Consider the following 12,586-nt stretch of genomic DNA (forward strand, 5'->3'; position numbering starts at 1 on the left):
TTCTGAGGATTGAAGCCTTTACTCGGCGGCCAGCGCCCGGTCACCGGCGAATTTGTCGACATATTCCGCCATCTGCCGCATGAAATCCGTGACGGCCCCGGCCACCGCGGCAAAATCCTCGCGCTTCTCCAGCGTCACCTCGTCGACATAAATCGCCCGGTTCACTTCGATCTGCAGCGCATGCAGCCCGCGCGAGGGCCGGCCGTAATGTTCGGTGATGAAGCCTCCGGCATAAGGCTTGTTGCGGATCGCCGCGAAGCCCATTTCCTCGAGGATGGCGATGGCGACGCGTGAAAGTTCAGCCGAGGCGCTGGTGCCGTAGCGATCACCGATGATGAAATCGGGCCGCCCGGTACAGCCTGCGACGCGCACATTGCCAGGCATCGAGTGGCAGTCGATCAGAACGCCGAAGCCGAACTGCACATGGGTGCGGGCGATCAGCCGGCGCAGCGCCGCATGATAGGGCTTGTAGACCGCTTCGACGCGATCGAGGCCCTCCTGCACCGGCAGCCGCCGCGCATAGATCTCCATGTTCTCAGCAACGATGCGCGGAATGGTTCCGAGCCCGCCGGCGACCCTCAGCGAATTGACGTTGGCATAGGGCGGCAGCAGCCCGTCGAACATCCTGGGATCGAGCTCGTAGGGCTCACGGTTGACGTCGAGATAGGCCCGAGGAAAATTGGCGGCGAGCAGTGGCGCCCCGAGTTCGACGGCAGAGCCGAACAGCTCGTCGACGTAATGATCCTCCGAACGGCGGATGGCAATGCCTTCCAGTCTCGACTGGGCGATGAATTCCGGTGGATAAACGCGGCCGCTATGGGGGGAGTTGTAGACGAAGGGGATGGTCTGCGACACGGGCTCATGGACTTCGAAAAGCTCGTATTCGCGGATTTCCGGCACTTTCGGCCCTCTTTACCATGTCATGAACTGGCTGCTTCGTCCATGTTGCCAGTTGCCCGCCCTCAAGTCCATACTATGTAGGAGGGATGACGATCACGCACAGGCAATTCACCGGTTGTTTACCGGGCAAAGACTAGTGTAAACGGCTGGCAGCCCACCAAAAACCTATTGATCAGCGGTCTGGATTGATGACTCAGAAGATACTTCTCGCCGAAGACGACAACGACATGCGCCGCTTCCTGGTGAAAGCGCTGGAAAAGGCCGGTTACAAGGTCCTTTCTTATGACAATGGCGCCAGCGCCTATGACCGGCTGCGCGAGGAGCCGTTTTCCCTGCTGCTGACCGATATCGTCATGCCCGAGATGGATGGCATCGAGCTGGCGCGCCGGGCCACCGAACTCGACCCCGATCTGAAGGTGATGTTCATCACAGGTTTTGCCGCCGTGGCGCTGAACCCCGATTCGAAGGCACCGAAGGATGCCAAGGTCCTTTCCAAGCCTTTCCACCTCCGCGACCTCGTCGACGAGGTCAATAAAATGCTTGCCGCATAAGGCTTGCCGGGCAGCGCGTCACAAAACTGAAAAAAGCCTATTGACGGCTCCGAAGGTTTTGTGATCTATGCGCCGCCATCGGATGGGCGTGTAGCTCAGCGGGAGAGCACTACGTTGACATCGTAGGGGTCACAGGTTCAATCCCTGTCACGCCCACCATCCGATCTCCCTGACATCATTGACAGATCTCCGACTCGAGGATTTTCATTCATCGAGACTGCGTGGCCTGAATCCAGCCTTTATCCTAAAGGGGTTGCGTGATTTGCTCCGACCAGATCGGGCGGGATATCGATCGGCTGTGGGATGACCATCCACGCAGGTAGCAGGGGCAGATGAAAGGACGCGGACACGTAAGGCGATATCCATAATCGATCGCCTCGCCCTGGGCTGGGTTGGCCTCTTCGGTTTCGTTTACCTGCACAGTTTTGCGCCCGAGGTTGAGGGTGTGGCAATCATCGCGATCGGTGCACCGATCGATCGGCATGTCCAGGCAGTCTTTTTACTGACCTTGCTTTGACTCGTGCACATTTGTGGCGCGCTCGCATATAAGAACGCGCTCATTCGAGCATCAATTGCATGCGATTGCTAAGTGCTCAGCCCCTCGTTGCCCACCTATCCCGAAGCTGCGGTTTTGTGACGAACAGATGACGGGTTTGTGACAAAACGCGTGTTATTTCAGCAACATAGCCGATGCAGACTGCTGTCATGATCGACAATGACGTTGCGGTGCAACATCGCTTATGTAACTTCCGCGGCGAGGCAGGCACCGAGCAAAGAAGGTGCCGCCTCGATCACACGGGGTGAAGATCCGTAGGGACTGCCGATGGCAACGCTCTTCATCCTTCTGCATCTGAACTGGAGGTTATTCCATGAACATCAAGAGCCTTCTTCTCGGCTCCGCTGCTGCTCTCGCAGCAGTATCCGGCGCTCAGGCTGCTGACGCTATCGTTGCCGCCGAACCGGAACCTGTTGAATATGTTCGCGTCTGCGACGCTTACGGCACCGGCTACTTCTACATCCCCGGCACCGAGACCTGCCTGAAGATCAACGGCTACATCCGTTTCCAGGTTGACGTTGCTCCGAACGCCAGCTCGATCGGCGCTGGTGGCGGCGGTTCTGTCCCCAACGACTCGGACTGGGACGCCCGTACTCGCGGCCAGGTTCAGTTCACCGCCAAGAGCGACACCGAATATGGTCCTCTGACCGGCGTCATCGTCATGCAGTTCAATGCTGACAACGCTTCGGCCCAGAAGGCTATCCTTGACTCCGCCTACCTTGACATCGCGGGCTTCCGCGCTGGTCTGTTCTACAGCTGGTGGGACGACGGCCTCTCCGGCGAAACCGACGATATCGGTTCTCCGGTCACGCTGCATAACTCCATCCGTTATCAGTACGAAACCGACGCTTTCTACGCTGGCATCAGCGTCGACGAGCTGGAAGACGGCCCGTTCTACAATGGCGAAACCCCCAACAATGTCGGCGTTGCAATCGGTCTCGGCGGCAAGGCGGGCATCTTCAGCTATCAGATCACCGCTGGTTACGACACCGACAACGAAGAAGGCGCCGTCCGTGCAATGGGTACGGTTGCTGTCGGTCCGGGCACCCTCGGCCTCGCAGTTGTCTACGCATCCAACCCGAATGCCTACTACACCAAGGCTGAATGGGCGATCGCTGCCGAATACGCCATCAAGGCGACTGACAAGCTGAAAATCACTCCGGCTGTTCAGTACTACGACAACTATGGCGTCACCGCTGGCGAGTTCAACGACGACGTCAGCGCCTGGAAGGCCGGCGTAACGATCGACTACCAGATCGTTGACAACCTCTCGACGAAGGTTTCAGTTCAATACCTCGATCCGGACAATGCTGAAGACGTAACCTCGGGCTTCTTCCGCCTGCAGCGCGCGTTCTAATAGAGGCTGCCGGCTGGACCGGCAGCTGTAAATTCCTGATCTGACTGACCTCCGATCGGGAAAGAATGGGCCTGGACTTCCCTGCCTGGGCCCATTCCCCTTGAGCAGACGTGCATCCTGTCGGACGCACAAAGGACGCTCCAACACCATGAATCTACGCATCGCACTTCCCAAATCGATTCCGATTTTCGGACCGATGCGCTGACACTTCACGTCGCTACGTCGCAGATGTTCGCAGGCTTAGGCCGTTGCTGGATCTATTGCCGGCAAGTCCAACCGATATTCCGCTCATCTGCCGCCGATCGGTGTGTCAGCCTGGCGAAATCTTTTGCGCCGCAGCAACAGCGGAACCAAATTCGGACACAGAGCCATGCCATGGCGAATCGCAGGTGAGGCGGTGATTCGCCTCGCCAGGACATGGGATTTGAGATCGAAATGAAGTTATCCGCGCTTGTTGCCGCCGGCTTTGTTGCCGCGGTCTTCGCATTGCCAGCCTCTGCCGCGCCGGCCTCCCCGCGTGAGACATTTCCCGGCGCCACTGGCGTCATCACGCTTTCCGGCAAATGCGCCAAACTGGTCGTCGCAAAGTTCGACGCGACCAAGGGCTGCAAAAACGAGCTTGCCAGCGTCACGCTGGCCAACGGTTCGGTAACCTTCATCTTCACTTCAGATGGAAAGGCGCTCGGCTTCCAGGGCGATGGCAGCGGCATCAAGCCAGCCTCCAACGGCAATGCCCGCCTGCCGTTGAGCCTCGTCACAACGGGCGTCGGCAACAGGATGACCGGCCAGGTCAAGGTCGCCGGCTTCTGCACCTTCGGCAATCCCTATGCCGGCAAGCCGATCGCGATCGAATGCACCGCGGAAAGCAAGGACTCCTCCTTCACCGGCAGCTTCCGCACCGGCGGCAAGCTAGTGAAAAAGGGAAAATAGCTCCCGTCAGGCGGCGCACCATGCGCCGCCGGCCGTCCCCGGCTTGCGGGCTAGCCCTTCCTTGATCAGCTGCGCGCCGAAAGAGCGCCCGTCGCGCGAGACGATCCGCGGGGCGCCTGAGGGATCGGTCTTTCCAGCCGCATTCATGGTGAAGGGGCCGGCGTTCAGAAGCGCCAGCAGACGCAATTTGGCGGCAAAGGCTATCCTGCGTTCGTCGTCACAGCGGGCCTGGTGGGCCACCGGGCCTGCCATGTCGGCAATGACAATCTTTTCGCCTTTGTACCAGAAGACGCCGCCGTCGCCGACGCAGTTGATGTGAGCACCCTGACCACAATAGCCGAAGGCGGCCGTCCCGGTTTCCGAGGTCGCGGGAGAAGAAGCCGCCGGCGTGGCCTTTACCGGCTGAGCAGTCGGCGTGGGAATGGCCGCCGGTGGCGACAGCTGCGCAGGCAGCGCCACTTTTGGCGCCGGCGCGGCAAGCGCCACCTGTTTCGGCGGCGAATCCTTTCTGACCGCGGGCTTCGTCTCCGCGATCTCCCGGATCGTCGCAGCCGGCTCTTTGGCGAGCATCGGCTTGATATTCTTCCAATTGTCATGGGCGGCGATGCCCGCGAATGCGGCAATACCGATCACCATCCAAGGCAGCAGTCCGCCGCCGCTTCGCGCCCTGCTCTTTCCTCTCGCCGGCGCCTTGCGGCGGCCGCGTGTCGCTGTCTTGGCCATTTGTCCGAATCCCTTGAGGCCGGGATTATCGCCGCCTAATCCTTTCCGAAAGGTTGGCGCGGCGAAAGGATGATCATTCCTCCACCGCTCCTTCCCTCGAGCGGCCAGGTCCGATCGCAGGGACCAGCGCAGAGGTCGAAACGCATGGCGGGCAAACGCCGAACAAATCCCAGGCTCAGACGTTAGCCAGCGAAGAATCCGACGTCCCTGAAGGAGAGTCCATGGATCTTATTATCGCCGATATGATACCGGCATCGCGTATCCACTATCCCGTCATCTTTGCCCGCCTGCTGGGCGCCGTTGTCTTCGGTGGCCTTATCGGCTTCGAACGAGAGGCGCGCGATCGCCCCGCAGGCTTCCGTACTCACATACTGATCAGCCTTGCCGCTGCCCTCTTCGCCATCATTTCGATCGAGGCCGTTCATATGCCGGGTTTCGTCGATGTCCAGCAGGTCCGCATCGATCCGCTGCGCGTCATCGAAGCGGTGACCGCAGGTGTCGCCTTCCTGGCCGCCGGCATGATCGTCTTTGCCAGAGGTCGCATCCACGGGCTCACAACAGGCGCAGGCATGTGGCTCTCCGGCGCGATCGGGCTCGCCATGGGCTTCGGTTATTGGCCGGTTGCCTTCTTCACGACGCTTGCCGCAATTTGCGTCCTCTTCGCCTTCGGCAAGCTGGAGCAGTGGCTCGGCTATAATTCCGGGCAACGTGTCGATGGGGATGAGCGTCGATAAGCAAAACGCCCGGCATCATGCCGGGCGCTCATGCTGAATAATTGTGTGCTGTCTATTCGGGGCGTGCGGCCGAAGCATCACCTTTCCCGACCGATGCCGGGTGAATCATGGATGTAGTGGGCTGTTTCTGATGCCTGCCGATATTGATGCGTTCGTCGGCCGCCTCACGGATTGCCTTCCATTCGTTTTCGTGCCGGATGAAGATATCGCGGGGCACAAAGTTCACGGTCATATGCTTCTCATCCTCAATTATTGTCGAAGTGCAAAAGGACAGCTTCATTTCTTGCTTTTGATGTCGGGACCGCCCTTAGACAGGTCGGCACCGGTGACATGGGCCGGCACATGAATGTCATGGATGACGCCGGGCGTCAGAGTCAGGTCGACATGATGCGGCGGGAGCACCTGCGCCTTCTGCATACGGTTCGGTCTCGCCCGCTTCATGCGGTCGGACGCTTCCGTGCGTTTGTCAGGGATATGGGTCGAAGTGTGCATCATCGGCCTCCTTTAAGCTCAACCAAGCTCTAACGGGCAGGGTGCCGGATGGTTCCCGAAAATTTGCCGATTTCCCTGTCGTGATTGGCCTTGACTGGTTTGGGAAGTTGATTACCTAGAGCCTATCCCGCAGCCTTCCAGACATCGGCTACGGGGGAACATTGGTGCCGGGCCCCTCTGGCGAGAGTTTTTACGGCGCTCTCGTGATGTCGGTACCGCCTGCAGCTCAGCCGGCGGATTTTTCATCGATGAAAAAGCTCACCATGCCTTATCCGCATGCCCATTGTGGTGTGCCGCGTTTTTCCCTCTTCACCCTCTCCAGGAATGTTTGTTGCCGCGGGGTGCGGCCATGAACCAGACCGGGACCGATAAATCCTCGCTCAGCTATTTCCGCTGGGCTTTCATCGTCACTGCCCTCGGCCTCGTTCTCGGCGCCGTGCTCGGATGGCAGACGACGGGCACGATCGGCGGCATGGCAACCGTCTTCTTCATCTGTGCCGTGCTTGCGGTGCTGGAGATTTCGCTCTCCTTCGACAATGCCATCGTCAATGCGAACAAGCTGAAGGAGATGACGCCGCTCTGGCAGAAACGATTCCTCACCTGGGGCATCATCATTGCCGTCTTCGGCATGCGCATTGTCTTTCCGCTGGCGATCGTCGCGATCGCGGCACGGATCGGCCCCTGGGACGCCCTGGTGCTCGCTGCCCGCCAGCCCGAGGAATATGCCCGCATCATGAACGATGCGCATCTGCCGATCGCGGCTTTTGGCGGCACCTTCCTGATGATGGTCGGCCTCAGCTACTTCTTCGACTATGAAAAGAAAATCCACTGGCTTCGCGGCCTGGAAAAGGTGATGGCGCGCTCGGCTACCATCAGGGGCATCGAGATCGCCTTCGTGCTGGCGCTGATGCTTGTGTTCTCCTGGCTGATCGGCGGCGAGGAAGCCAGCGTCTTCGTCCATTGCGCCATCTACGGGCTGCTCACCTTCCTCGCGGTCGAGATTGTCGGCGAGCTGCTCGATGCCTCGCAACAGACGATGAGCGCTGCCGCCAAGGGTGGCCTCGGCGCCTTCATCTATCTGGAGGTGCTGGACGCCAGCTTCTCCTTCGACGGCGTCATCGGCGCCTTCGCCTTAACGCAGAACCTTTTCGTCATCGCGATCGGCCTCGGCATCGGCGCCATGTATGTGCGCTCGATGACGATCATGCTGGTGGAGAAGGGAACGCTCGCCGAATATCGCTACCTCGAACACGGCGCCTTCTACGCCATCCTGATCCTCTCGGTGATCATGTATGCGCAGACCCTGGTGCACATTCCCGAGGTGATTACCGGCCTCGGCGGCGCGATCTTGATCGGCCTGTCGCTCTGGTCGTCCATTCGCCACAACCGGCGCGCACAGGTGGAAGATCACGCCGGCCGGCGGGAAGAACTGCACGCCTGACCTGGCATGACGATTTGAGGATCGCAACGCGTTTCGGCGTTGCGGCTGTCATTTGGACAAAAATAAACCCCGCGACCATCCGGTTGCGGGCTATCTCATTCATGCATGCCTTTGAAAGGCTTACCGGATGACCTGACCGAAGGAGGCCGGGTCGATACCAAGTTCCTTGAGATCGCGGGCGCGCGGACGGCGGCCAGCTTCGACAGCGGCGCTCACGGCATTTGCGGCGCTCAGCGTAGCAAATGCACGGCCCAGGAAGCCGGCGCGGACTGAATTACGAATTGCGGACATTGTCCTTACCTCTTTCTCTACGATAGACCATCTATAGATGGCAGTACGCGGGCCGATCCACAATGCACGTAAAATCACCTCAGCTATGCAAAAAGAAGAGGCCGGCGCATGTTTCCATGGCCGGCCTCGAGGCAGGGGTAAGGTTGTCTTTTTCTTCTAGTCTTCGTTTGCCGCCAACTGCGACAGCACCTGGCCCCTGCCGCGAATGCGCAGGATCAGCGGGATGAGGAAGGCGGCGGCCGCAACGATGAGAAGTCCTGCCGCGATCGGCGACATCACAAGCGTCGCGACGTCGCCCTGGCTGATCGCTAGCGCACGGCGCAGTTGCTGTTCAGCAAGGGGCCCGAGGATCAGGCCGACGACAGTGGGCGCAATCGGATAACCGAAGAGGCGCATTACGTAGCCGAGCAGGCCGAAGGCGAGCAGCATGCCGAGCTCGAAGACCGACGGATTGGCGCCGATCGTTCCGAGCGTTGCAAACAGCAGGATGCCCGCATAGAGCCACGGCCTTGGAATGGTCAGCAGCCGCACCCAAAGGCCGATCATCGGCAGGTTCAAGACCAGCAGCATCGCGTTGGCGATGAGCAGGCTCGCGATCAGGCCCCAGACAAGCTGCGGATTGGTGGCAAACAGCAACGGTCCGGGCTGCAGCCCGTATTGCTGGAAGCCGGCAAGCATGATCGCCGCCGTTGCCGTCGTCGGCAGGCCGAGCGTCAGCAGCGGCACCAGCGTGCCGGCCGCAGATGCGTTGTTCGCCGCCTCAGGGCCGGCCACGCCTTCGATGGCGCCGTGGCCGAACTCCTCGGGGTTCTTTGCCAGCCGCTTTTCGGTAGCGTAGGACAGGAAGGTGCCGATTTCGGCACCACCCGCCGGCATGGCGCCGATCGGAAAGCCAATCGCCGCGCCGCGCAGCCAGGCTTTCCAGGAGCGCGCCCAGTCCTGCGCGTTCATCCAGAGCGAGCCCTTGACGGCCTCGACCTTGTCCTCAAGCCGGTTGCCCTGTGCGGCAATATAGAGCGTCTCGCCGATCGCGAACATTGCCACCGCGAGCGTCGTCACCTCGATACCATCAAGCAGGTCTGGTATGCCGAAGGAAAGCCGCGCCTGCCCTGTCTGCTGATCGATGCCGACCATGGCGAGCGCAAAACCGATGAACAGCGAGGTCAGGCCCCGAAGGGCTGAATCGCCGAAGGCTGAGGAGACGGTGACAAAGGCGAGCACCATCAGCGCGAAATATTCACGCGGCCCGAAGACCAGCGCCAGCTTGACGATATAGGGCGCGATGAAGGCGAGCCCGAGCGTGGCGAGCAGGCCGGCCACGAAAGATCCGATTGCCGCCGTCGCCAGCGCCGGTCCGCCGCGCCCGGCGCGCGCCATCTTGTTGCCCTCGAGCGCCGTGACGATCGACGCACTTTCTCCCGGCGTGTTCAGCAGGATCGAGGTGGTCGAACCGCCATACATGCCGCCGTAATAGATGCCCGCGAACATGATCAGCGAACCGCCGGGGTCGAGCTTGTAGGTTGCGGGCAACAGCAGCGCCACGGTGAGTGCAGGTCCGATGCCGGGCAGCACGCCGACGGCGGTGCCGAGCGTCACGCCGACCAGCGCATAAACCAGGTTCATCGGCTGCATCGCAACCAGGATCCCCTGCCATAGGAATTCGAATGTGCTCATCTTGATATCCCAAGCGCGTTCCGGCCGTGCGTGACGCTATCCGGCGCTGCGCAATAATCAAAAGTGCTGACGGCGCGCGCCGTCAGAAGAACAGGCGTTCGAGCGGACCGGCCGGCAGCGTCAGCTGCAGCAGCTGCGAGAAGATCGCCCAGACGACAAAGCTGAAGGCTATGCCAAACGGCAGCGAGATCCAGAGCTTGCGTTTGCCGAAGCCGCGTGCCGTGAGCGCAAACAGCAGGCCGGTCGCGATCGAGAAACCGGCGAGGCGCAGAAGCAGCATCTGTCCGACGAGACCCGCGATAATCCAGATGACGGGCGCCACTTCCTGCCGATCGCGTTCCGGAAACTCGCCACGCCAGGCTTCGGCGACGGTCCAGATCCCAAGACAGAAGAGGCCGAATGCCACCACCTGGGGCATCGTGGCCGGGCCGATGCGGTCGTACTGCGCGATCGTCTTCAGATGCAGTGCATCCCAGGCCATCACGCCGGCGACGGCGAAGAGGAAAACGGCAATGGTGAACGCCGCCCAATCAGGGCGGCGCGTGGTTGCCGAGGAGGTGTTATCCCCGCTCATTGAACAAGTCCGATCTCTTTGAGAATGCCTTCAGTGGCGGCGACATCCTTTTCGAGCTGCGCCTTGAAGGCGTCGCCGGACAGATAGGTGTCGGCCCAGCCCTTGGTCTTCAGGATTTCCTGCCAGGCGGCGGAGCTGTGCAGTTTCTCGAAATCGGAAGTGATGGCCGCGACCTGCTCCGCCGACAGGCCGGGCGCAGCGGCAACCATACGCCAGTTCTGGATGCTGACATCGGTGCCTGCTTCCTTCAGCGTCGGGGCATCAACGCCATCAATGCGCTTGTCGCTCGATACGGCAAGAAGACGCAGCGTGCCCGCTTTCACCTGCGACGCAAACTCGCTGTAGCTCGACACGCCGGCCGTGACCTGGCCGCCGAGAATAGCGGCAAGCGCCTCGCCGCCGCCGGAAAAGGCGACATAGTTGATCTTGGTCGGGTCGACGCCGGACGCCTTGGCAATCAGGCCGACGGTGATGTGGTCGGTGCCGCCGGCCGAACCGCCGCCCCAGGAAACCGCTCCCGGATCCTTCTTCAGCGCTGCGACCAGATCGGCCATCGTCTTGATATCGGACGAGGCGGGAACGACGACGGCCTCATATTCGCCGGTCAGCCGGGCGATCGGCGTGACGTCCTTAAGCGTTACCGGCGACTTGTTGGTGAGGATGGCGCCGACCATGACATAGCCGCCGACGATCAGCGAGTTCGGATTGCCGGCCGCCTGGCTGCTGAACTGGGCAAGGCCGATAGTGCCGCCGGCGCCCGGAACGTTCTGGACCTGCACGTTGCCGGAGATCTTCTCCTGCTGCAGCGCAGTCTGCAGCGAACGGGCTGTCTGGTCCCAACCGCCGCCGGGAGCGGCCGGCGCGATGATGGTGTAGTCGGCCGCATAGGCCGGCAGCGCGATGGCGGCTGCAAGAATGGTTGCGATGAACGTATGCTTCACGATGTGTCCTCCGTGGGCGGCTGAGCGAACCGCCTGTTATTCTCGAGTGAATCGGGAGGGGTGGCCGGCCAGTGGACGCAGTTGTCCTGAATGACGAGCGGAATGCCTCCCAAGGCTTCAATTCTCCGCCTCCACGGAGAAGAAGTAGCCAAAGCCACCACAACAACCTGTCATCTAGCTGACATCGGCGAGATATCCAGAAGGGAAGGACACTTTTTTGCCGTAATTGGGCCGACAGCCCGCCGAGATGTAACAGTTATTGAGGTCATGAACGGCCGAAAGCTGGCCTTCTCACTGAGCCCGCAGAACCTCGTTCCAGTGCGCAATCAGCCGCGCACGCTTTACCTGGTCGAGATAGACCATCAGTCCGGGACTGACCGGCACCGGCCGAAGTTGGGCGCCGAGCAGCTCCTGCAGCGTATTGGCGGTATTCTCCCCCGCCACCTCCGGGCTGACGGCCGGAATCTGCAGCTCGCGCGCCATGATCGTCTGGCCCTCCTTCGACATGAAAAAGGCAAGGTAGCGGCGCCCGAGTTCCGGCTCGGCTGCAGCCTGCGGCACCAGGCCGATGCGCGACATCACCACCGTATAGTCCTTCGGCAGCACGATGCCGACGTCGGGGTGCCGCGAAGCCCAGTCAGCGGCGTAGGAACCGAGAATATTATAGCCGAGCACGAAACGCCCGTCGGCAACGCGTTCGAGAATCGCTGAGCTCGTCGAGTATAGCTTGACGCCGGCCGCGCCCATCGCCCCGATAACCGACCAGATGTCGCCGAACTGCTCCTGGTCGCGCGCCATGAAGAGAAAGCCGACACCGGAGCGCTCGATATCGTAAGTGCTGATCCGGCCGTAGACTGCGTTGCCCTTGCGTTTCAGATAATCGACGAATTCCGCCCGCGAACTCGGCACCGGCTCATGCGCAAAGCTTGGCTTGTGATAGACAAAGACAGCCGGCTCGAAGGTGAGCGCGTAGGCGGTATTGCGCCAGTTCGCCCATTTCGGCCAGGCGGCGCTCATCGGCAGATTGCTGACTTGCGCATAGCCGTCATTGGAAAGCTTCACCTGCAGGTCCATCGCCGATGAAAAGGCAAAATCGGCCGTTTTGCCACCAGCATCCGTTTCCCTGACGATCCGGTCGTAGATCTCCCCAGTCAGCATATCCTCATATCTGACCGCGACATCAGGATTGGCTTCCTGGAAACCGCCTATCATCGGCTGTGCCAAGGGTTCGTCGAGCGAAGAATAGACCGTCAGCACCGGTGCGGCTGTGTTCCCCGACTTCGCCGGATAGAAGGTCTGATCGGCCAGGACGCCACCCGGCCAGAACGCCAGCAGCAAGATGAAAATTCTCCTCATACCGCAACAATGCCCGAGCATGGGGGGAGGAGCAAGGGCGCAGGAGATGAACAGCGGCCGCGCGCG

The 12,586-nt window shown here is 60.9% G+C and carries 14 protein-coding genes and 1 tRNA gene; 6 read left to right on the top strand and 9 right to left on the bottom strand.

Features of this window, described 5'->3' with window-relative positions; genetic code table 11:
• Nucleotides 1-18: 18 nt before the first annotated feature.
• Entirely contained in the window at nucleotides 19-900 is an 882-nt protein-coding gene (locus FFR93_RS22925) for an N-formylglutamate amidohydrolase (RefSeq protein WP_138394886.1), read from the bottom strand.
• A gap of 188 nt (nucleotides 901-1,088) precedes the next feature.
• Between FFR93_RS22925 and cpdR1 the strand changes: the two genes are divergently transcribed.
• From cpdR1 to FFR93_RS22945, 4 genes are all read left to right on the top strand, one after another.
• Entirely contained in the window at nucleotides 1,089-1,451 is a 363-nt protein-coding gene (gene cpdR1 / locus FFR93_RS22930; protein WP_003542883.1) for a response regulator CpdR1, read from the top strand.
• An 84-nt stretch (nucleotides 1,452-1,535) separates the two neighbouring features.
• Nucleotides 1,536-1,610, top strand: a tRNA-Val gene (locus tag FFR93_RS22935).
• A 710-nt stretch (nucleotides 1,611-2,320) separates the two neighbouring features.
• The gene (locus FFR93_RS22940; protein WP_138394887.1) at nucleotides 2,321-3,364 is read left to right on the top strand and encodes a porin; all 1,044 of its coding nucleotides are present in this window, start codon (nucleotides 2,321-2,323) and stop codon (nucleotides 3,362-3,364) included.
• Nucleotides 3,365-3,799: 435 nt separating this feature from the next.
• Nucleotides 3,800-4,294: a hypothetical protein gene (locus tag FFR93_RS22945; protein WP_138394888.1), complete on the top strand. Its 495-nt coding sequence runs from the start codon at nucleotides 3,800-3,802 to the stop codon at nucleotides 4,292-4,294.
• Between the two features lie 6 nt (nucleotides 4,295-4,300).
• Here FFR93_RS22945 and FFR93_RS22950 read toward each other — a convergent pair whose 3' ends face one another.
• A complete protein-coding gene (locus FFR93_RS22950) occupies nucleotides 4,301-5,017 on the bottom strand; it encodes a hypothetical protein (RefSeq protein ID WP_138394889.1) in 717 nt (238 codons plus the stop codon).
• A 221-nt stretch (nucleotides 5,018-5,238) separates the two neighbouring features.
• Between FFR93_RS22950 and FFR93_RS22955 the strand changes: the two genes are divergently transcribed.
• Nucleotides 5,239-5,751: an MgtC/SapB family protein gene (locus FFR93_RS22955; RefSeq protein WP_138394890.1), complete on the top strand. Its 513-nt coding sequence runs from the start codon at nucleotides 5,239-5,241 to the stop codon at nucleotides 5,749-5,751.
• A gap of 52 nt (nucleotides 5,752-5,803) precedes the next feature.
• Here FFR93_RS22955 and FFR93_RS22960 read toward each other — a convergent pair whose 3' ends face one another.
• Nucleotides 5,804-5,983 (bottom strand): hypothetical protein, encoded by a 180-nt coding sequence (locus FFR93_RS22960; RefSeq protein WP_138394891.1) that lies wholly within the window; start codon nucleotides 5,981-5,983, stop codon nucleotides 5,804-5,806.
• Between the two features lie 44 nt (nucleotides 5,984-6,027).
• Nucleotides 6,028-6,246 carry a hypothetical protein gene (locus tag FFR93_RS22965; RefSeq protein WP_171049242.1) on the bottom strand — a complete coding sequence of 73 codons (219 nt, stop codon included), beginning with the start codon at nucleotides 6,244-6,246 and terminating at the stop codon, nucleotides 6,028-6,030.
• A gap of 346 nt (nucleotides 6,247-6,592) precedes the next feature.
• Between FFR93_RS22965 and FFR93_RS22970 the strand changes: the two genes are divergently transcribed.
• Nucleotides 6,593-7,684 carry a DUF475 domain-containing protein gene (locus FFR93_RS22970; RefSeq protein ID WP_138394892.1) on the top strand — a complete coding sequence of 364 codons (1,092 nt, stop codon included), beginning with the start codon at nucleotides 6,593-6,595 and terminating at the stop codon, nucleotides 7,682-7,684.
• Between the two features lie 120 nt (nucleotides 7,685-7,804).
• Here the strand turns inward: FFR93_RS22970 and FFR93_RS40995 are convergent, their stop codons facing one another.
• The 5 genes from FFR93_RS40995 to FFR93_RS22990 all read right to left on the bottom strand — a co-directional run bounded on the left by FFR93_RS40995 (nucleotide 7,805) and on the right by FFR93_RS22990 (nucleotide 12,502).
• Nucleotides 7,805-7,975 (bottom strand): hypothetical protein, encoded by a 171-nt coding sequence (locus FFR93_RS40995; RefSeq protein WP_092751668.1) that lies wholly within the window; start codon nucleotides 7,973-7,975, stop codon nucleotides 7,805-7,807.
• Between the two features lie 156 nt (nucleotides 7,976-8,131).
• Nucleotides 8,132-9,649: a tripartite tricarboxylate transporter permease gene (locus FFR93_RS22975; RefSeq protein WP_064708715.1), complete on the bottom strand. Its 1,518-nt coding sequence runs from the start codon at nucleotides 9,647-9,649 to the stop codon at nucleotides 8,132-8,134.
• A gap of 82 nt (nucleotides 9,650-9,731) precedes the next feature.
• Complete coding sequence (locus FFR93_RS22980) at nucleotides 9,732-10,223, bottom strand: tripartite tricarboxylate transporter TctB family protein (protein WP_064708714.1); 492 nt, start codon at nucleotides 10,221-10,223, stop codon at nucleotides 9,732-9,734.
• Complete coding sequence (locus FFR93_RS22985) at nucleotides 10,220-11,164, bottom strand: tripartite tricarboxylate transporter substrate binding protein (protein WP_064708713.1); 945 nt, start codon at nucleotides 11,162-11,164, stop codon at nucleotides 10,220-10,222. The genes FFR93_RS22980 and FFR93_RS22985 overlap by 4 nt, the downstream gene beginning before the upstream one ends.
• Before the next feature lie 291 nt (nucleotides 11,165-11,455).
• Nucleotides 11,456-12,502 (bottom strand): ABC transporter substrate-binding protein, encoded by a 1,047-nt coding sequence (locus FFR93_RS22990; RefSeq protein WP_064708712.1) that lies wholly within the window; start codon nucleotides 12,500-12,502, stop codon nucleotides 11,456-11,458.
• Nucleotides 12,503-12,586: the final 84 nt, after the last annotated feature.

It is taken from the genome of Rhizobium sp. MHM7A (genome assembly GCF_005862215.1).
GTDB lineage: Bacteria > Pseudomonadota > Alphaproteobacteria > Rhizobiales > Rhizobiaceae > Rhizobium > Rhizobium bangladeshense.

What these genes read in the sequence shown, in the direction of transcription:
- cpdR1 (WP_003542883.1), top strand. Translation starts at nt 1,089, where the DNA reads ATGACTCAGAAGATACTTCTCGCCGAAGACGACAACGACATGCGCCGC.
- FFR93_RS22940 (WP_138394887.1), top strand. Translation starts at nt 2,321, where the DNA reads ATGAACATCAAGAGCCTTCTTCTCGGCTCCGCTGCTGCTCTCGCAGCA.
- FFR93_RS22945 (WP_138394888.1), top strand. Translation starts at nt 3,800, where the DNA reads ATGAAGTTATCCGCGCTTGTTGCCGCCGGCTTTGTTGCCGCGGTCTTC.
- FFR93_RS22950 (WP_138394889.1), bottom strand. Translation starts at nt 5,017, where the DNA reads ATGGCCAAGACAGCGACACGCGGCCGCCGCAAGGCGCCGGCGAGAGGA.
- FFR93_RS22955 (WP_138394890.1), top strand. Translation starts at nt 5,239, where the DNA reads ATGGATCTTATTATCGCCGATATGATACCGGCATCGCGTATCCACTAT.
- FFR93_RS22960 (WP_138394891.1), bottom strand. Translation starts at nt 5,983, where the DNA reads ATGACCGTGAACTTTGTGCCCCGCGATATCTTCATCCGGCACGAAAAC.
- FFR93_RS22965 (WP_171049242.1), bottom strand. Translation starts at nt 6,246, where the DNA reads ATGATGCACACTTCGACCCATATCCCTGACAAACGCACGGAAGCGTCC.
- FFR93_RS22970 (WP_138394892.1), top strand. Translation starts at nt 6,593, where the DNA reads ATGAACCAGACCGGGACCGATAAATCCTCGCTCAGCTATTTCCGCTGG.
- FFR93_RS40995 (WP_092751668.1), bottom strand. Translation starts at nt 7,975, where the DNA reads ATGTCCGCAATTCGTAATTCAGTCCGCGCCGGCTTCCTGGGCCGTGCA.
- FFR93_RS22975 (WP_064708715.1), bottom strand. Translation starts at nt 9,649, where the DNA reads ATGAGCACATTCGAATTCCTATGGCAGGGGATCCTGGTTGCGATGCAG.
- FFR93_RS22980 (WP_064708714.1), bottom strand. Translation starts at nt 10,223, where the DNA reads ATGAGCGGGGATAACACCTCCTCGGCAACCACGCGCCGCCCTGATTGG.